14 protein-coding genes are annotated in these 18,423 nt (G+C 59.7%); 7 read left to right on the top strand and 7 right to left on the bottom strand.

Annotated features, from left to right (window positions below):
• Together IPM54_30855 and IPM54_30850 are read right to left on the bottom strand one after the other, a co-directional pair.
• The gene (locus tag IPM54_30855; protein MBK9264188.1) at positions 1–1,854 is read right to left on the bottom strand and encodes a GNAT family N-acetyltransferase; all 1,854 of its coding nucleotides are present in this window, start codon (positions 1,852–1,854) and stop codon (positions 1–3) included.
• 94 nt (positions 1,855–1,948) lie between these two features.
• A complete protein-coding gene (locus tag IPM54_30850; protein MBK9264187.1) occupies positions 1,949–3,607 on the bottom strand; it encodes an FGGY-family carbohydrate kinase in 1,659 nt (552 codons plus the stop codon).
• 178 nt (positions 3,608–3,785) lie between these two features.
• On the opposite strand from IPM54_30850, the gene IPM54_30845 reads away from it, so the two are divergent.
• From IPM54_30845 to IPM54_30830, 4 genes are read left to right on the top strand one after another with little or no spacing between them, the layout of a single operon-like run.
• Positions 3,786–4,805 carry a ParB N-terminal domain-containing protein gene (locus tag IPM54_30845; GenBank protein MBK9264186.1) on the top strand — a complete coding sequence of 340 codons (1,020 nt, stop codon included), beginning with the start codon at positions 3,786–3,788 and terminating at the stop codon, positions 4,803–4,805.
• A gap of 46 nt (positions 4,806–4,851) precedes the next feature.
• Positions 4,852–5,838 carry a substrate-binding domain-containing protein gene (locus IPM54_30840; protein MBK9264185.1) on the top strand — a complete coding sequence of 329 codons (987 nt, stop codon included), beginning with the start codon at positions 4,852–4,854 and terminating at the stop codon, positions 5,836–5,838.
• The gene (locus IPM54_30835) at positions 5,835–7,346 is read left to right on the top strand and encodes a sugar ABC transporter ATP-binding protein (protein ID MBK9264184.1); all 1,512 of its coding nucleotides are present in this window, start codon (positions 5,835–5,837) and stop codon (positions 7,344–7,346) included. The genes IPM54_30840 and IPM54_30835 overlap by 4 nt, the downstream gene beginning before the upstream one ends.
• A gap of 2 nt (positions 7,347–7,348) precedes the next feature.
• Positions 7,349–8,305, top strand: coding sequence for an ABC transporter permease (locus IPM54_30830; GenBank protein MBK9264183.1), 957 nt, complete (start codon positions 7,349–7,351; stop codon positions 8,303–8,305).
• Positions 8,306–8,332: 27 nt separating this feature from the next.
• On the opposite strand, the gene IPM54_30825 is transcribed toward IPM54_30830, so the two are convergent.
• Complete coding sequence (locus IPM54_30825) at positions 8,333–8,752, bottom strand: hypothetical protein (GenBank protein MBK9264182.1); 420 nt, start codon at positions 8,750–8,752, stop codon at positions 8,333–8,335.
• A 223-nt stretch (positions 8,753–8,975) separates the two neighbouring features.
• On the opposite strand from IPM54_30825, the gene IPM54_30820 reads away from it, so the two are divergent.
• Both IPM54_30820 and IPM54_30815 read left to right on the top strand, forming a co-directional pair.
• On the top strand, positions 8,976–10,829 hold the full coding sequence (locus IPM54_30820) for a DUF2236 domain-containing protein (protein MBK9264181.1): 1,854 nt from the start codon (positions 8,976–8,978) through the stop codon (positions 10,827–10,829).
• The gene (locus IPM54_30815) at positions 10,826–12,406 is read left to right on the top strand and encodes a Pyoverdin chromophore biosynthetic protein pvcC (protein ID MBK9264180.1); all 1,581 of its coding nucleotides are present in this window, start codon (positions 10,826–10,828) and stop codon (positions 12,404–12,406) included. Before IPM54_30820 ends, IPM54_30815 begins: the two co-directional genes overlap by 4 nt.
• Positions 12,407–12,424: 18 nt before the next feature.
• Here IPM54_30815 and IPM54_30810 read toward each other — a convergent pair whose 3' ends face one another.
• The 3 genes from IPM54_30810 to IPM54_30800 all read right to left on the bottom strand — a co-directional run bounded on the left by IPM54_30810 (position 12,425) and on the right by IPM54_30800 (position 15,953).
• Positions 12,425–13,120 carry a glycosyltransferase family 2 protein gene (locus IPM54_30810; GenBank protein MBK9264179.1) on the bottom strand — a complete coding sequence of 232 codons (696 nt, stop codon included), beginning with the start codon at positions 13,118–13,120 and terminating at the stop codon, positions 12,425–12,427.
• Between the two features lie 26 nt (positions 13,121–13,146).
• Positions 13,147–14,085 (bottom strand): SDR family oxidoreductase, encoded by a 939-nt coding sequence (locus IPM54_30805; GenBank protein ID MBK9264178.1) that lies wholly within the window; start codon positions 14,083–14,085, stop codon positions 13,147–13,149.
• A gap of 200 nt (positions 14,086–14,285) precedes the next feature.
• The gene (locus IPM54_30800; protein MBK9264177.1) at positions 14,286–15,953 is read right to left on the bottom strand and encodes a DUF2029 domain-containing protein; all 1,668 of its coding nucleotides are present in this window, start codon (positions 15,951–15,953) and stop codon (positions 14,286–14,288) included.
• A gap of 132 nt (positions 15,954–16,085) precedes the next feature.
• Between IPM54_30800 and IPM54_30795 the strand changes: the two genes are divergently transcribed.
• Positions 16,086–16,832, top strand: coding sequence for a class I SAM-dependent methyltransferase (locus tag IPM54_30795; GenBank protein ID MBK9264176.1), 747 nt, complete (start codon positions 16,086–16,088; stop codon positions 16,830–16,832).
• A 37-nt stretch (positions 16,833–16,869) separates the two neighbouring features.
• On the opposite strand, the gene IPM54_30790 is transcribed toward IPM54_30795, so the two are convergent.
• The gene (locus tag IPM54_30790; GenBank protein ID MBK9264175.1) at positions 16,870–18,204 is read right to left on the bottom strand and encodes a cytochrome P450; all 1,335 of its coding nucleotides are present in this window, start codon (positions 18,202–18,204) and stop codon (positions 16,870–16,872) included.
• Between the last annotated feature and the right edge of the window lie 219 nt (positions 18,205–18,423).

The raw sequence follows: 18,423 nt of genomic DNA, 5'->3' as shown, positions 1-18,423 counted from the left end.
TCAGAAGCAAAGCTCGACGTGGTACGTGTTCCCTCGAAGATCCAAGTGCACCGTCTGGCCGCTCTTCTGAATGATAGCCATCATGGGCTTGTTCTGCACGAGCACATCGGCGGCGAACCCTGCGAGTCCACGAGCCTTGCCAACCTCGATCATGCGGCGCATCAAAAGCGTCCCAATTCCACGGTTCTGCTGTTCGTCTCGGATGACGAAAGCAACGTCGGCCATGCGCGTCGCAGGGTCCACGTCATAACGCGCCATGCCAATGATCTCTTCGCAATCATTTTCGACGCGTGACACGATGAGCGCCATGTTGTGATCGTAATCCAAATTGACGAGCTCCAGCATCTCCTCGTGCGGATGCTCGCGCTTGTGGGACATGAACCGCCGGTACGTGCTCTCGTCGGACAATCGGTAAAACAAGTCCCGCAAAGCGTCTTCGTCGGAAATCCGAGCGGGCCTCACGAGGACCGTATCACCATTGGGCAGCTTTTCCTGCCGAGCCTCGCCCCAGGGGTAGGCAGCTTGCACCACGATTTGATTCGGAAAAACATATTTCCGTTGCTTGGCCGCTGCGAGCAGATCGGATCGATGATCCGGATGCGCAATTTCAATCAGCGCGAGCGCTCTTTGCCGAATATTTTTGCCCCACAAATCGACGACGCCGTGCTCCGTCGCGATGTAATGCACGTCCCCGCGGCTCGTGACGACACCTGCGCCTGCCTCCAAGACCGGAACGATACGGCTCACAGTGCCATTTTTTGCGGTCGATCGCATGGCAATGATGGGTTTGCCCCCGCGGCTCCGCGCAGCTCCGCGGATGAAGTCCACTTGTCCGCCAATCCCCGAGAAAAACCGTCCCATCAGCGTGTCGGCTGCAACTTGACCCGTCAGGTCCACGGCCAGCGCCGCGTTGATGGCCGCCATCTTGTCATGCCGTGCAATGACGAAAGGATCGTTCGTGAAGCTGCACGAGCGCATTTCGATGAACGGATTGTCGTCCACCCACTCGTACAAATCGCGCGAGCCAATGATGAACGACGTGACGATTTTGCCCGGCAAAAGCGTCTTCTTGCCGCACGTGATGACACCTTTTTCCACGAGGCGTTTGACGCCGTCGGAAAACATTTCGGTGTGAATGCCCAAGTCGTGGTGGTGCTCGAGCGCCTCGAGCGTCGCGTCGGGAATCTTGCCAATTCCAAGCTGAAGCGTTGCGCCATTTGGTACGACGCTCGCAATGTGCCGACCGATGGCCCGGTCCACTTCGTCGAGGGATTCGGGTAAATGCTCGTGCAAAGGCGAATCGACCGGAATCAGCTTTGCCAGACGATTCACGTGCACGAACGAATCTCCATGCGTGCGCGGCATTTGCTCGTTGACCTCGGCGAGGACCAGATCCGCTGCATCCAGCGCCGCACGTGTGATGTCCACCGAAACGCCAAGGCTGCAATAACCGTGCATATCGGGCGGGGAAACTTGAATGAGGAGCACGTCGATGCGGACGCGGCGCGATGTGATGAGCGCTGGAATCTCGGACAAAAACACCGGCATGAAGTCCGCGCGACCCTCGTGAATCGCCTCACGCGTGTTGGCTCCAATGAAAAACGCCGTGTGCCGAAATCGCTTCTCGAGACCAGGCTTGACGTAGGGCGCTTTTCCGAGCGTCATCAAGTGAACGATCTCGTTGTCCGCCAAGTGATCGCCGTGCGTCACGAGCGCGCTGACGAGCTGGTTCGGTTCGCAGGCGTGCGAGCCGACCATGATGCGACGACCCGGCAAAATGAGTCGTATCGCCTCTTCGGGCGTGCAGATTTTGTCCCGATACCGCTCTTGCCAATTGCTCGATGACACGTTGATTCTCCTGCGCTCCTGCTGCGTGCGGGCGAGTTGTGTCGCGATCGCCAAGACGATGCAAGGAGATCGTGTCGGAACGAGACCTAGACGCGTTTCGTCACTCGTCCATCAGCGCTCGATAGGCCATTTGATCGTCGTACATCTTCGAGAACACGCGATGCTTTCGATCGTGAAACGCCTTCACGTCGCCGCCGTTCGGAAGGACGACCGTGCCGCTCTCCGTCATCGCAGCCATTGCTGCGAGCACGCTCGGCTTGTCGCCCGATGCAACCGCACCGAGAATGGCCGAACCCAAAAGTACCGCCTCGGGTTCTTTGGGTAAAACCACTCGACATCCCGTTACGTCCGCATGTTCGCGCAGGAAAACCGGGTTTTTTGTGTCGCCACCCGTCGCGAAGAGCGTTCCGATGCGATACCCAGCTTTGTTCATTTCCGTAAGAATGTGCCTCGTCCCATGCGCCAATGCTTGGATCGTCGCCAAGTATTGCACCGCGAGCGCATCCACGTCGTTATCGAGCGACAAACCGCTCATCATACCGCGCAACGTAGGATCCGCTCGTGGCGAACGATTGCCATGGTGGTCCGGAAAAACGTGCACGCCACGCGTCAATTCTGCCGGAAAGGCCGCCTTTGCCGAGAGCACGTCGAGCCTCTCATTGAGCAGCGCATACACCGACGTTCCGCGCTTCCGCGCCTCCTCGGAAAGCTCGGGGCCGCGAGCATGCGATTGAATCACGTGATCAATGAGCGCGCCCGTTGCGCTTTGCCCACCTTCGGTGAGCCACAAGCCCGGAATCATTGCGGACGCATAAGGCCCCCACACGCCGGGCACGAATCGCGGCTCGCGCGAAGATGCCATGTGACACGTCGACGTTCCACCAATCAATGCCAGACGCTCTTCCATCATGGCTTCGTCGGGCGCGTTGCCCCCATCGGGAATGCCTATCAATCCGAGGCCTCCGGCATGCGCGTCGATGATCGGAACTGCAACGGCAATCCCCTCGGACAAACCCAGCTCACGCGCAGACTTCGCGGACAAACCTCCCGCGCGTTCGCCCATCGGACGCACGCGCCTGCCGATGCGCGCGTATCCCGCGTCCACGAGATCGCCCAAACCAATCGCGCGAAAATAGGCATCGTCCCAGCGCCCAATGCTTCCATCTCGCCCAGGTTCGTGGCCCAAATAGGTCCACTTGCAGACGGTGGTGCAAAGCGACCGGACATCGACGCCCGTTGCGCGATAGGTGAGAAAATCAGGTAAATCGAAGAAACGAGCAGCGCGGCGATAACTGCTCCCAAGATGCTCGGAAAGCCACAAGAGCTTCGGCGTTTCCATTTCGGGTGAAATCACGCCGCCCACGTATCGAAGCACGTCATGCCCGCCCGCATTGATGCGCTTGGCCTGCTCGATCGCACGATGATCCATCCACACGATGACGTTCCAATGATCATCTCCCGTGGGACTCACGGTCACGGGCGCATCCTGTTCGTCCAGAAGAACCAGCGAACACGTCGCATCGAAACCGATACCGACGACGCGTTCTGGCCGATCTCCAGCTTCCGCGAGGGCCGCCCGCGTTGCTTTGCAGGCGGCGTTCCATATCTCGTCGGACGATTGCTCGACGAAGTCCGTTTCGGGGCGATGAAGCGTGATGGGATGCACGCCCATGCCGAGGCGCTTGCCAGAGCCATCGAAAAGCGCGGCGCGCACGCTGCCCGTACCCACGTCGATCCCGAGATAGTGACGGTCTTGCATGGTCATGTTCGTCCGGAAGAACCTGCGTCGAGGTGCGACGCGATGATACACGCTGCCGCGAGGTGCGGGAACGAGCTCCAAGGTTTTTCCCGAGCGAGGGGAACGCGCTGCCGACGACGGTCGCCTGGATTTGCAGTGATCCAGTTGCCATGACGAGCTTCGATTCGATGCTTCAGGCGTGGCGCAGGCAAGGAAACGCGCGGCGACCAAGCCCGCACAGGCGGTCGAGTCCGATGGGTCGCCAGCGAAACGAACGCGGCGCAAGAAGGACGTTGCTCCCTCCTCACGCGGTTTGTCCGCGGACGATCTCGTCACCGAAACGCTCGACGCGAACCTCGAAGCGCTCACGGACGCCATTCACAACGATGGCGGCTCGGTGCTGTCCGTTTATCGCGATCCGCTCGGTGGGCACCCCGTTCTGCTCGCCGGTCTGCCTGTCGAACGTGTCGAGCCCACACCTTTTCAGCGCAATCTCTCCGAAACGCACGCCAAACGCTTGGCATCCGTTCTGGAGAAAGTGGATGTTTTTCTCGATCCCATCATCGCCGTTCGTCGCCCCAACGGACATTATTGGACCCCCAACGGTCTGCATCGCCTCGAAGCGATGAAGCGTCTCGGCGGTCGCGCGCTCGTCGCGCTGGTTCTTCCGGACGAACACGTCGCGTTTCAGATCCTCGCGCTCAACACGGAAAAAGCGCACAACCTGCACGAAAAATCGGTCGAGGTCATCCGCATGGCGCAGGCGCTCGTCGACGCCGGCACCGATCGCACCGAGCGTGACTTCGCGTTCGAATTCGAGGAGCCGGCGCTCGTCACACTCGGCATCTGCTACGAGTCGCACCCGCGGTTTTCAGGGAGTCAGTACCTCGGGATCCTGCGCGCAACGTGCGACTTTTTGGATCGACCACTTCATGAGGCGCTCGACGTCCGACGTGCGCATGCGACGCGTCTCGTCGAGCTGGACGATCGCATCACGGAGGTCGTGTCTGCACTGAAAGCGCGAGGGTTCGTCAGTCCGTACCTCAAGTCGTTCGTCGTGGCGCGATGCAATCCGCTTCGCTTTCGACGCGGTGCAACGCTCGCCTTCGACGACGTCGTGGCGCGCATGCTCGATGCGGCAGCCGAATTCGACGTGGAGCACGTGCGGCCCGATCAGATCGCTCGAACGGCAGGTCCACCGCTCGAAGAGGCCGCGTAGCAAGCAATTCGCATCTCGCGGCCGGGCGTGACTATACTCGCGCGCCATGTTCGTCCGAAGCCTCCGTATCGTTCTGCTCTTCGTCGCGGTGCTCTTCGTCGTCTCGTGCAACCGAAACAGCAGCAACAAAACCCGCATCGCCGTCGTGCCGAAGGGAACAACGCACGAGTTTTGGAAGGCGGTGCATGCAGGGGCCGTGAAGGCATCGCGCGAGATCAACGTCGACGTCGTGTGGAAAGGCCCGCTCGAAGAGGACGACTTGAAGGGGCAGATCGACGTCGTGCAGAGCTTCGTGGCGCAAGGCGTTTCGGGCATCGTGCTCGCGCCGCTCAACGACAAAGCTCTCGAAAAGCCCGTCGCGGATGCGGTGAACGCGAAGATCCCGGTCGTGATTTTCGATTCGGATGTGGCGGGCGACAAGCACAAGAGCTTCGTCGCGACGGACAACGAACAAGCCGGCCGAATGGCGGGCGAGAAGATGGCGACGCTGCTTGGACGCAAGGGAAAAGTAGCAGTTTTGCGCTACCAAGAAGGTTCGGCGAGCACGCACAAGCGCGAGCAAGGGTTTCTTGAGGCCATACGCAAGGTCGAAGGGATCACCATCGTGAGCGACAACCAGTACGGTGGTGCGACGACGGAGAGCGCCTTTGAAAAGGCCGAAAGCTTGCTCGCGGCGCAGAACGCATCGACGGGCGGTATTCAAGGTGTTTTTTGCCCCAACGAATCGACGACGTTCGGGATGCTGCTCGCGCTGCGCAAGTCGAACCTTGCGGGCAAGCTCCAGTTCGTCGGGTTCGACGCTTCGGAGAAGCTCGTCGCCGCGCTTCATGAAGGCCACATTTCGGCGCTCGTCGTGCAAGATCCATTCAAGATCGGCTACGAGTCGGTGCGCACGATGGCCGAGCTGCTCGCGGGCAAACCCGTCGAAGCTCGCATCGATACGGGCGCGACCATCGTGGACCGGACAAACGTCGCGACGCCGGATATCAAGGCGCTGCTCGCGCCCGATCTGACGCCGTGGCTGAGCAAGTGACGAACAGCGCGGCGCATCTTTCGGCGCGCGGAATCGAAAAGTCATACGGCGCTACGCGTGCGCTCGGGGGCGTCGACTTCGAGGTGTCCGCGGGCGAAGTGCACGCGCTGCTCGGTGGAAACGGCGCGGGCAAAAGCACGCTCGTGTCGATCCTTGCTGGAGCGATCCTGCCGGATGCAGGGACGCTCATGCTGGGCGGCGTCGCGTATCGGCCGCGAAACCCCGCGGAAGCGCGTCGCGCCGGAGTTTGTCTGGTCCACCAAGAGCGAGCGCTCTGCGCGCACATGACCGTGGAAGAGAACATCGTGCTCGGCAGTGAGCCTGTGTTTCGCGGCGTCGTGCGTCGCGTGGAAATGCGCGCGAAAGCGCTGCGGGCGCTCGAAGCGATCGATCCGTCCGGTGCCAAGAAAAACCGCATCCGACCTGACACGCGCGTCGCGGATCTTGCGCCTGGCGAGCAGCAGATCGTGGAGACTGCGCGAGCCATCGCGGACGAGCGTTGCCGCCTTTTGCTCCTCGACGAACCCACATCCAGCCTCGGTGCGGACGATGTCGACGCGCTCTTCGCCGTGATTCGGCGCCTTCGTGAAGCGGGCATGGCCATCGTGTACATTTCACACCATCTCGCCGAAATTCGCCGAATTGCCGATCGGTTCACGGTGATTCGCGATGGGCGTGCTGCAGGAAGTGGTCGCGTCGCGGACGCGCGCATGGAAGACATCGTTGAAATGATGGCGGGCAGGCGCGTGGACGAGCTCTATCCGCGCTCGGCGCGCGAGCCGAAGGACGTGGTGCTCGACGTGCGGGATCTTGCCGGTGTGGCGTTGCCCGAGCGAGCGAGTTTGCAATTGCGGCGCGGTGAAGTGCTGGGCATCGCGGGGCTCGTGGGGTCGGGTCGAACGGAGTTTTGCAGGGCGCTCTTCGGGCTGGATCAGGTTCGTCGCGGTACAGTGAAAATGGCGGAATTCACGGGATTTGCGACGCCTTCGCAGCGGCTTGGGCAAGGGATGGGGCTGCTCAGCGAAGATCGCGGTGGCGAAGGCTTGGCGTTGAATTTGTCGATAGCGGACAACCTCACGCTGTCGCGTTTGCAGGGGCTTGGGCCGCGAGGGTTTGTCTTGCCGTCACGCATGCGAGCGGTGGCGAGGAAGTTCATCGACAAGCTCGGGATCGTGACGCAGGGGCCGGAGACGCGCGTGGGCGCGCTTTCGGGCGGCAATCAGCAAAAAGTGGCATTGGCGCGGCTGCTTTATCACGATGTCGATGTGTTATTGCTCGACGAACCCACGCGCGGCGTGGACGTCGGCAGTCGCGCGGCGATTTATCGAATCATCGACGAGCTCGCGCTTTCGGGCAAAGCGGTATTGGTGGTGTCGAGCTCGGTCGAGGAGCTCCTCGGCATTTCGGATCGAATCGCGGTGATGCACAAGGGGCGGCTTGGTCCGGCAAAAGCCGCCTCGTCGCTCGACGAGCATTCGATATTGCTCGAGCAATCGGGAATGGCATGAAGATTCTGCGTAAATACCCATTTCTTGGGCCGCTCATTGCGCTCGTTCTCGTCTACCTTCTTTTTGCGCTTTTTGCGCCGCCCTCGTTTTTGCGCATCGAAAACCTGGCGACCATGGCGCGACAAACCGTGGTCGTCGGCATTGCAGCGTCCGGCATGACGCTCGTGATTCTGCTCGGCGGTATCGACTTGTCCGTGGGATCCACGGTGGCCTTGTCGACGGTCGTGGCGGCATTGTGTTTGCGTGAAGGTTTGTCTGGGCCGCTTGCGGCGCTCGTGGCCACGGCGTCGGGCATGGCCGTGGGCCTCACGAATGGCGTGCTCTCCACATCGCTGCGGATTACGCCTTTCATCGTGACGCTCGGGTCGATGAGCGCCATTCGCGGGCTCGCGAAGGGTCTTGCGGACAGTCAAAAAATCGATGCACCCCCAAAGGGCCTCGACGTGCTCCAAGCGCCCCTGCCGGATGGGTTTGGCTGGGCCATTTTTCCTCCGGGCGTGTGGATCATGCTCGCCATGTCGGCGCTCGTCGCGGCGATGCTCGTGTACACGCGGCTCGGGCGTCACATCGTGGCGATTGGATCGAACGAAGCGACGGCGCGTCTTTGTGGTGTGCCGGTTTCGCGGGTCAAATGGTTCGTGTATGCGGCGGCCGGGTGTTTGGCGGGTTTGGCGGGGGTGATGGAGTTTTCGACGCTGACCGTTGGAGATCCAACCGATTCGATGGGCCTCGAGCTCGAGGTGATTGCAGCGGTGGTCATTGGCGGAGGATCTTTGGCGGGGGGCGAGGCGTCGGTGGCGGGAGCGCTTTTCGGCGCGATGTTGATGACCGTGATTCGTACGGGGTCGACGCATTTGGGCATCGACAACTGGGTGCAGCAAATTGTGACGGGGCTCATTATCGTTGCAGCGGTGGCGATTGATCGCGTGCGGCGCGGTTCGAGCGGCTCGTCGCGGTGATCGATGCGGATTCGCGCACGCAGCGAGTCATGCGCGCTGCTGAAGCTCGCGCCGGCGCTCTTCGATCCATGCTCGAGCTTCGGCTTCCGTTGCAGTGAAGTGCAGGGGGTTATCCAGGCTGCGGTGGATGAGGCGCGCGGCCTTGTCGATGAGCGTTCCGAGGACGCGAAAATGAAAGCTCGCGCCGATGACGACGTTGCCACGTACGGGCATCGCTTCTCTCGAGGGATCCGGCCCTTCGGCCGCGATACGCCTCGCTTCGGGGGTGATGTTTTCGAGGCGCGATACGTCGATGAGGACCAGGATAAAAGGCTTGTCTTTACAAAACTCGAGCTGCTTTTCGTAAATGCGTTTGATGTCCGCTGCTTCGACACGGCCGAGAAGGTGCCAGTATGCGAGGTCCGGCGACTCGAAGGTGACGTAGCTCGAATGCGGGGGAGATTTCATGAATGGGCCCGCCGAAGGGTGAAAGTGACCGTATCGAGGTCGACATAAAACATCTGCGCCGCCGCGTCGAGGTAGCTTGCGGACGTTGCTTCTCGTTGACGGCATATTTGCGGAATTTGGTTGACCATCGACGGAATACAGGATACGCGTGGAAAATGCCAGGCTCGAATCACCTTCGGCCATGTGGCATCTTGCGGTTGGCAGTCCCCCGGGAGGATTCTACATGGAATCTGTAGCCGTTACACAAGGCGCGCCGCAACTCAGGCTCGACAAGCATTTCCTCATCGCTCCGGCGCTGCGGCATTTGCGTGCATCGTTCAATGGCGAGGCGGTAGAGCCCTGGGCGCTTTGGCTGGTTGCGTCCGAGGGAACGGCGGGCTGGATGCGTTATCTGGAGTCTGCCCTGGGCGAACACCTGGACGACCGGTACCGAGCGCGAGCCATCATGACGGCTGCGTGCGGCGAAATGTTTCGGCGCCGGGGGCTCGCATTGGCGGCGCCGCTGAAGGAGGCGCTCGAGGGCCGATCACCTGCGGACGTGCGAGCTTTCTTCGAGGCGCTTTATCCGGGACCAATTGGGGCGTCGATTCGCTGGAGCTTGGACGGTATTGCAAGAGAGTCGCCGGGGATTGCCGCATCGGCGCGTGCATGGCGGCTTGCCGGTAAAGTGGATGCGAAAACGCGATGGCTCGAAGTTTCCCATCACTTGGGCGAGCTCACGATTGTGCTGACCGAGCTATTGCCAAAAGAAAACGTTCCGCGGGCGATTGGATGGCTCGGGGATACCAGCCACGCATTCGGCAAAGAAGTTGCCGAGCTTGCTGCATCGCTGTTTGGAATGCCACCCACGATGGAGAGCGCCATTGAAACGTTGCGGATGGGAGAATTCCTTTTTCGAGTGAACCCCGAGCATACGAGCGGCGTTGGTGATGAACAAAAGCCTGGATTCATCGAAGGAAGCGCGTGTTTGTGGTACGAAAGGCCGGGCTGGAAGCAGGTGCATTGCGGCGTTTTGGGGCGTTTTCAGGCGGGGATTTCGGAAGTATTCGGTCAAACGTATTCGCTGACGCAGACCATTCCAAAACACGGCGGTGATACGTGTCGCATCAGCATGTCGCCCATTCAATTGCGCGTGGGCGCCGAGCGGACGAAGACGCCGGTACGTAGCGCCGATGCTCCCGCGTGGGAACCTCCGAAGAAAATAAACAGCCGCAAGCGGCATACGGAGGCGCTCGATGGGCTGGTGCGAGGCAAGGATCCTGTCGCAGGGTATTACGGCCCTGAAAGCGCGATGTGGGAAGGCATTCGCCATAGCGTAATTCTTTTGGGCGGCGGTCGGGCCGCATTGATGCAGCTCGCGCATCCCGCGGTAGCCCATGCCATACGCGATCACAGCGTCGTTCACGAAGACATGCTCGGTCGATTCATCCGCACGATGATGTCGGCGTACACCATCATCTTCGGGAGCGCGGACGAAGTGCGCGCGGTGTCCGAGCGAGTTTATGGCATTCACGCCGCCATTTCGGGGCAGCTCGACGACGTGCCCGGACAGGAAATTCGTCGTTATCATGCGCTCGACCCCGAGGCTGTATTTTGGGTCGGTGCCACGCTCTTCGATACGGCCATGATGGTGTACGAACGAATGGTCCGTCCGCTCGATACGCCCGATCGAGATCGCTTGGTGCGTGAAGCGTCGACCTTTTGGGTCGCATTCGGTCTCGCACCGGAAGCGTGTCCGACAAACTGGGCTGATCTTCACGGGTATGTCGAAAGGCGCATCGAGCAGCTCGCGCCGCTCGTCGGGGATACGGCGCGTGATCAAGCAGCAAGGCTCTTCAAACCCCAAGCGCCGTTTGTCCAGCCAATCTTCGATCAATTGCGGTTGATCACGGCGGAGATGTTGCCCGCTTCTTTGCAACGCGCGCTTCGAATGGAACTGAATCCGCAGGAGCGATTACTGGCGCGTTCGTGGATTTTCGCGGCCGAGCGGCTCGTGCCTTGGTTGCCGGACCAAATTCGATATGTACCGGCATATCACACGGCGCAGCGTCGATTGCGAGCAGCAAGGCGATCATGAGGAACCCGAAAACCGTGCGCGAGCTACCCGAGCGAATCGTTGCCGGCAAGAACCGCCCGTTTACTGGGCCGGAATTCATCGAATCTCTGCGTGACGGTCGCGAGGTCTACGTCTATGGCGAGCGCGTCAAAGACGTCACGACCCACCCCGCCTTTCGTAATGCCGCCAGGTCCGTCGCCAAGCTGTACGATGCGCTTCACGCCGAAAAAACGAAGTCAATCCTAACGGCCCCCACGGATACCGGTTCGGGTGGATACACGCACCGATTCTTCATGCCGGCGTATTCGCGCGAAGAGCTCATGGGTCAGCGCGACGCCATTGCGCAATGGGCGCGCATCACGTACGGCTGGATCGGCCGAAGCCCCGACTACAAGGCCGCCTTTCTGAATACACTCGGGGCCAATGCCGAATTTTACGGCCAATTCGCGAATAACGCGCGCGCGTGGCACAAGCGGGCGCAGGAAGCCGTATTATTCGTCAATCACACCATCGTCAACCCACCGATTGACCGCGACAAACCAGTGGACGAAGTCAAAGACGTCTACGTTACCATCCAAAAGGAAACCGACGCGGGCATTTACGTCTCCGGCGCCAAAGTCGTCGCGACCAACTCGGCGCTCACGCACTACAACTTCCTTGGCCAGAGCATGGGCGCCGAAATCAACGATCCGTCGATGGTGGTGATGTTCATGGCGCCGGTCAATACGCCTGGCATCAAGCTGATTTGTCGGCCGTCTTATGAACTCTCGGCTGCGGCGACGGGTTCGCCCTGGGACTATCCGCTGTCGAGCCGTTTCGATGAAAATGACGCGATTTTCATCTTCGACAATGCATTCATTCCGTGGGAAAACGTGTTCATTTATCGCGATCCCGAGAAGCTCAAGCAATTCTACCCTCGCTCGGGCTTTGCCAATGGCCTCGCATTCCAAGGCTGCACCCGGTTTGCCGTCAAGCTCGATTTCTTGTCCGGCCTCTTGTACAAGGCCGCTCGCGCGACCGGTACCGAGAGCTTTCGCGGCGTCCAGGCGCAAATCGGAGAAGTCATCGGCTGGCGCAACCTGTTCTGGTCGCTTTCGGATGCAATGGCGGCCATGCCCGATCCTTGGGTGGGTGGCGCCGTACTCCCAAGCATCAAAGCGTGCATTTCTTATCGAATATTTGCCACGGAGGCTTATCCTGCGATTCGCAAAATCATCGAGCGAGTGATTGCTTCGGGATTGATCTATTTGCCGTCCCATGCGCGCGACCTGAAAAATCCCGAAATCGAATCGTATCTCGCGCGTTACGTGCGCGGTTCGAGCGGCATCGACCATAAACAGCGCATCAAAATCATGAAGCTATTGTGGGATGCCATCGGTTCGGAATTCGGTGCTCGCCACGAGCTCTACGAACTCAATTATGCCGGGAACCACGACATGGTCCGTCTATTCGGCTTGCAGCAGGCTCGAGCGTCAGGATCGCTCGAACAGATGGAAACCTTCGTCGACCAATGCATGGCCGATTACGACGAGGATGGATGGCGTGATCCTGATTATTTCTCCAACGACGACGTGAGCTTGCACAAGAGGAATTCTTGAGGGCTGGTATCGCCGCGTTTAGCGTATTATGTTGTATTTTAGAATGCAATAAATGGCTCGCACGCCATCCTTCCAGCCAATCTTCTTGCCTTCGGCATACGTTCGCCCATAATAGCTGATTCCTACCTCGTAAATGCGGCAGTTCATTTTGGCGACCTTGGCGGTGATTTCCGGTTCGAAGCCGAAGCGATCCTCTTCGATGAGGATGTTCTGGATGATTTCACGACGGAATAGCTTGTAGCAGGTTTCCATGTCGGTCAGATCGAGATCCGTAAACATGTTGGAGAGCGTGGTGAGGAAACCGTTGCCCAGCCGGTGCCAATAGTAGAGGACCCTGTGTGCGTCCCCTCCGGCAAAGCGAGAACCGAACACCACATCGGCCTTGCCTTGGCGAATCGGCTCGATCAAACGCCCATATTCTTTGGGATCATATTCCAGGTCCGCGTCCTGAATGATGATCAAATCGCCCGTGGCAGCTTGGAAGCCCGTTCTAAGTGCGGCGCCTTTGCCACGATTCACCTCGTGATACAGCACCTTGCTCACCCGGCCCGAGTTTTCGATGTCTCGCCGTAGCTTTTCCCGCGTACCATCCGTCGAACAATCGTCGACGACGATGATCTCTTTGTCCGGGTAGGGGGCATCATTGATGGCATCGATGATCGCATCGATGGTGTTCAGCTCGTTGTAGCAGGGGACGACGACGGATAGGCGCATGGTAGGCAGCGGGATGATATCATGAATCAGCCAAGGACGATGCGCTCGAAATATCGGATCGTTCTTTTCAAGCCTTCCTCTAGGTCGACCTGCGGCGTCCAGCCAAGCGTCTTCCTTGCAAGCTCGATATTGGGCTGGCGCTGCCTCGGATCGTCCGCGGGAGCTTTTTTTTGTACCAATTTGCTCTTCGAATTCGTGAGTCGTAACACGGTTTCCGCCAGTTCCAGCATGGTGATTTCTGCGGGATTGCCGAGGTTCACTGGGCCGATGAGATCGGCGCCGGTATCCATGAAGCGCAGCATGGCCTCGATGAGATCATCCACATAACAAAAACTTCTGGTCTGCTGTCCGTCGCCGTAAATGGTAATGCTTTCGCCCTTCAAGGCTTGCACGATGAAGTTGCTCACCACCCGCCCGTCATTCGTGTGCATACGCGGGCCGTAAGTATTGAAAATGCGTGCCACTTTGATTTGCAGCTCGTGCTGTCGCCAGTAATCGAAGAACAGGGTTTCGGCACAGCGTTTTCCTTCGTCGTAACAACTGCGCACACCAATGGGGTTGACCTTGCCCCAATAACTCTCGGGCTGAGGATGTACCTCCGGATCCCCGTAGACCTCACTCGTACTCGCCTGAAATATCTTGGCGCCCGTATGCATGGCCAAGTCGAGCATGTTGATGGCACCGAGCACGCAGGTCTTGATCGTCTGCACCGGGGCGAGTTGATAATGGACTGGAGATGCCGGGCAGGCCAGGTTGTAGATTTGGTTCGCCCGTAGATGGAGCGGGACGGTGATGTCGTGCCGGATGACCTCGAAATGCCGACAATGGGCGAGATGCTCGAGGTTTTTCTCGTTGCCCGTGTAGAAATTATCGACGCACAGAACGTCGTCACCACGCTCGACCAAACGCTCGCACAGGTGCGATCCAAGAAACCCCGCGCCGCCAGTAACGAGGACCCTTCGCATGGCGGTACATTACGAATTTTTTTTCAGCGCGTATGAAAATAAATCGTCCGGATCGAGATCGCCGCCGACCGAGCCCGTCGTGCCGTGTCCTACCCATCAGATGGCACCGCCCCCATTCGGTTCTCGCAGTACACGGAAGTCGGGGTTTATTTTTCTTGACCGGCGCAGCGGCCTATGTATCGACATCCAGTTTCGACACGTCAAGCCTGAATGGCAGGTTCTTCTGCGGGGGATTCTTGCGGCGGATCCACAGGTTCCGATTTACGCAGGATCGACCATAGGAGGATGCCGAGCACGACAAACTGAGCCGCGATGGAGAGCGCCGCTAGGGCGGCTTGCGGCGCCGGAATGGCCGGGGCCAGCGTGGCAAATGTCACCGCGGTCAGGACAAACGCCCCGCCTCGGCTTCGGATTTCTCCCGCCACGAGCGAGATGATCCAGTATACGGTGCTCAGATAGTACGGCGGTGGAAAGGGCGTCTGCAACGACGCGAACGACAAAACGGCGAGCCACATGGTCGCTTGGTTTCCGCGCCCATCGCGCCTTCTTGCGGCAAAGATGGCAAACCCGACGACCAGCACGACATAGACCTTGGCTATTTGGCGGCCCACTTTCCACGGGTCCAGGTCCATTCCCATGAGCTGCAACTTGAATGGAATCCCAAATGGGCCGTAATTGGACGTGATCGTTCGAGCATCTCGAGCCAAGTCGGACATGTATTCTCCCGACGCGAGGCGCGGAACGAGATACGTAAACCAAGCCTCGTGGGTCTTGGGGCCGATGACGACCAGGCCGAGCAAGACGAGGAGAATCCCGGCAGCGAACGTCAATGCTGCGTCTCGCCAGCGCCTTTGTACCAAAAGCACGACGCCCAGCAGCCCAGGCGACATTTTGAAGAGCGTCGCGGCCGCAAGGAGCCCGCCGCCGAGCACGTGCCGGCGCTTTTCAAAGGCGAGCATGCCGGCCATCGACGCGGCCATCACCAAGGCATGCGAATTACCGAGTTGCAGTGCGTATCCCCACGAAAGCCAAACCCAAGGCGCGAGAAGCAGCGCAATTGCACCTCGTCGCCCGCCCACCCATTGCGCCACGAGCCACAGGGTCGCTGCGATAACCATGCCGCACAGCCCGTACCACAAGGCTCGCTGAGCATAAAATCCGCTCACGGTTTTGACGAGGCCTAGGGCAACGAGCAAAAATGTCGGTGGATTGGGAAAACGATCCACGTGGAACGGGGCGAAGCGAGGATTCCACACGACTTCACGGGGTGGCATGTGGCTCGCATCGAATATGTTCGCCTCACCATCCAGGAATCGCTCGGCGGCGTAAACGTACCCCGACAAACACGAATGGTGGACGAGGAATGGTTCCTTCGGAAATAGCGAATACTGGGGATGAGCAGGATCACCGATGAAGGTGCTGAGCAGGGCGCTCTTGACCACCACTGCAATGGCCAAAATGATCCACGCGGCCATCCATCCGCGGTGGCTCGTCAGCAAGCCATCGAGCTCCGCCGGCATTCGCGTGATACACGCGGCAGCGATGAAAAGCGTCGTCCCTACAGCAGCGAGCAGCGCGAGCGCCAGCGCCGGTCCACCACCGAGAGCAACAGCCGCGAAAATCGCGGGGAGGCAAGCCGCCGCGGCGCGAATCCCGGCGCCTTTATGATGAAGCGCTCGCATGGCCACCAGACTGTATGCCGAAATGCCCAAGGAGGCGATGGTGACTCGAGGCGCCATGCCCGTCGCGTCTCCGCCGAGCGCTACCAGCAGCGGGCGCCACAGGCCATGGGCCGCAACGGGAGCGAGAATGAGCGCGAAGCATGCGACGAGCAGGTGACGCTCCAGTGCGCGGAAAGCGGTATGCATTGAGACCTGGCAACCTCGTGAGCGATATGAAGCGCGGCGACTATATCTCGTGTCGGGCCGCCTTGTCTTTTCCAAAATCGACGTTGGCTACGAGCTCGGGACGATGTATTCATCGCTGCGCAGCCGATGAGCATGAATTCCAAAACCGGAGCGCCTTACTTCGCAGACGATCTCGAGGCCATGGATTCGGCTTCCAGGTATTACTCGTGGATGCTCGATGCATTCGCTCCACACATTGGTAAGCGAATCCTCGAAGTTGGTGCAGGCAGCGGCAACTTTTCCGAGCGCTTGCTCGATTGGAAACCAGATCTATTGACCTGCTTGGAACCCTCGGCCAACGTTGCCGTCAAGCTCGAGCAACGTCTGGCTGGCGCGAAAAACACAGAAACCAAGCGCGGCCTGCTCGCAGATCACGCGGCCGGTTGGCAAGAGCGCTACGATACCATTTTTTATATCAATGTCTTGGAGCACGTAAAACACGACCGAGACGAAGTCGTGCGGGCTTTGTCCTGCTTGAAGGCAGGAGGGCATCTTTTGATTTTCGTCCCCGCGTTGCCACGGTTATATGGAAGAGCCGATGAGCTTTTCGGCCATTACCGGCGCTATACGCAATCGCAGCTCATGGATTTGTTCCAAGCCCAGCCCGTCGACATCGTGCGCTGCCATTATTGGGATGTGCTCGGCGTGCTGCCGTGGTGGATCACGTTCGTCCTGCTCCGACGTGGCGTGATGAATCGTCGCATGGTGAAGCTCTACGATACGGCCGTCGTGCCCGTGGCGAGGTTTCTCGAGAGCTACTTCACTCCGCCGCTGGGCAAAAATTTGATCTTGATCGCGCGAAAAGGAGCCCGCGCCCCGCGCCAAGGCGAAACCTCGTGACGTCGTGGAGCCTTCATTGGTTTGTGCTCCAATGAATTTACCGCTTCTTCATGCGCATCAGCACATCCGTGCGCGGTCCCATTGTCAGATTCCGCCGCACAGACCGCTCCGGCGTCTTGTTCACCAGCTCGAGCTCGTAATGCGTGAGCAGCGCGCCAAGGACCAGCTTCATCTCGTATTCCGCAAACGCCGCGCCAATGCAACGTCGGGCACCTCCACCGAACGGCAGAAACTCGAAAGCCGAGAAACTGCGCTCGAGGAATCGCTCGGGACGAAACTCGAGCGGCTCTGGATACGTCGAGGGGTTCAAGTGGGCCAGGATGATCGATGCTCCCACACCCGTGCCCGGGGGAAGCTCGTACCCCATGAGGGTGAAAGGCGCCGTGAGCCAACGCGTAACGAGGGGCGCGACCGGGTGCAGTCGCAGAGCTTCATGGCAAACGGCGTCGAGGTAGGGTAGACGCGCGACCGCCTCCGGGTCGGGGTCATTGCCGAGCGACTCGAGCTCGCCCAAGAGCCGATGTCGGATCGCAGGATGGCGATGAAGCTCGTAGAAGGCCCAGGTCAGCGCGACCGCAGTCGTCTCGTGACCGGCGAAAAGCAGTGTGACGAGCTCATCGCGCACGCTCTGATGCGACATGGGGCTGTTGTCCTCGTACCGAGCATCGAGCAGCAGGCTGAGGATGTCGTCGCCCCTTCCGGGGCTCGAGGCACGACGTTCGATTTCCTCGTCCAGCATGTGCAGGACTGTTTCCTGCCGCTTTCGGAACCGCGCCCAGGGGCCAAGGTTGCCGAGGTAACGCTGCAGATGCCAAAAATAGATAACCACCGGCGTAAACTCGTGCACCTTGGCTGTAATTGCTTCGAGCGCGTACCGCACGCGGTTTGTCTCGGTAATGCCGAGGATCGCCCGGATCATGATCTCCAGCGAGATGGCATGCGTCAAGTTCTGCATGGAAAAGGCGCGCTCGGGCGCGAGGGCGGCAGCGTGCCGAATTGCCGTATCGCGAATCTGTTCGCCGTACGCCCGCATTCGTGCCCCATGAAATGGCGGCATGAGCAACTTGCGCTCGGCTCGGTGCGCATTGCCGCTCAGAAGCAGAAGCGACCCTGGACCGAGGAAGGGACCGAAGAGCTCGGTTCGGAACGGCTTCAGGAGATCCGGATCCGCACAAAAGATTGCCCGGATGCCCTCGGGATCGCCAGTATAGGTCATGCTGCCGAGCGGTTCTGCCGCTTTCACCAGGAAGGGATCTCCGCAGCGTTGGGCGGCCCATTGCACGAATTCAACCGGCCTGCGAACGAGCTGCCACGTCCTGTACGGGTTCATCGCAGGCATGGGAGGCAGTCGGGCAGGGTTCGTAGTTGCCATTCGTAATGCAGTTCCTCTTGGCGTGCTGCGCAGCACATCGAGGCCTCTTCCGGCCATTCGCATCTCGCCGTTAGGGCGAGCATACACATTCGATTCGAGGCCGGAAGCTCAAATCGACCCTCCAGCCGACAGGGAAGCATTTTCTTTGTTTCTTCAGCTTTCTTCAGCCATCGACCAATGCTTGTAGTACGCTCGCGAGCCCCCCAATTGTGTCGCACG

Source organism: Polyangiaceae bacterium, assembly GCA_016715885.1.
Taxonomy (GTDB): Bacteria; Myxococcota_A; Polyangia; order Polyangiales; family Polyangiaceae; genus Polyangium.
The sequence above is the reverse complement of the archived record's forward strand: the minus strand, read 5'-3'. Positions and strand labels throughout refer to the sequence as shown.

Excerpts from the sequence above, each read along its gene's own strand:
- IPM54_30850 (MBK9264187.1), bottom strand. The coding sequence starts at position 3,607 with ATGCAAGACCGTCACTATCTCGGGATCGACGTGGGTACGGGCAGCGTG.
- IPM54_30840 (MBK9264185.1), top strand. The coding sequence starts at position 4,852 with ATGTTCGTCCGAAGCCTCCGTATCGTTCTGCTCTTCGTCGCGGTGCTC.
- IPM54_30825 (MBK9264182.1), bottom strand. The coding sequence starts at position 8,752 with ATGAAATCTCCCCCGCATTCGAGCTACGTCACCTTCGAGTCGCCGGAC.
- IPM54_30820 (MBK9264181.1), top strand. The coding sequence starts at position 8,976 with ATGGAATCTGTAGCCGTTACACAAGGCGCGCCGCAACTCAGGCTCGAC.
- IPM54_30815 (MBK9264180.1), top strand. The coding sequence starts at position 10,826 with ATGAGGAACCCGAAAACCGTGCGCGAGCTACCCGAGCGAATCGTTGCC.
- IPM54_30810 (MBK9264179.1), bottom strand. The coding sequence starts at position 13,120 with ATGCGCCTATCCGTCGTCGTCCCCTGCTACAACGAGCTGAACACCATC.
- IPM54_30805 (MBK9264178.1), bottom strand. The coding sequence starts at position 14,085 with ATGCGAAGGGTCCTCGTTACTGGCGGCGCGGGGTTTCTTGGATCGCAC.
- IPM54_30800 (MBK9264177.1), bottom strand. The coding sequence starts at position 15,953 with ATGCATACCGCTTTCCGCGCACTGGAGCGTCACCTGCTCGTCGCATGC.
- IPM54_30795 (MBK9264176.1), top strand. The coding sequence starts at position 16,086 with ATGAATTCCAAAACCGGAGCGCCTTACTTCGCAGACGATCTCGAGGCC.
- IPM54_30790 (MBK9264175.1), bottom strand. The coding sequence starts at position 18,204 with ATGGCAACTACGAACCCTGCCCGACTGCCTCCCATGCCTGCGATGAAC.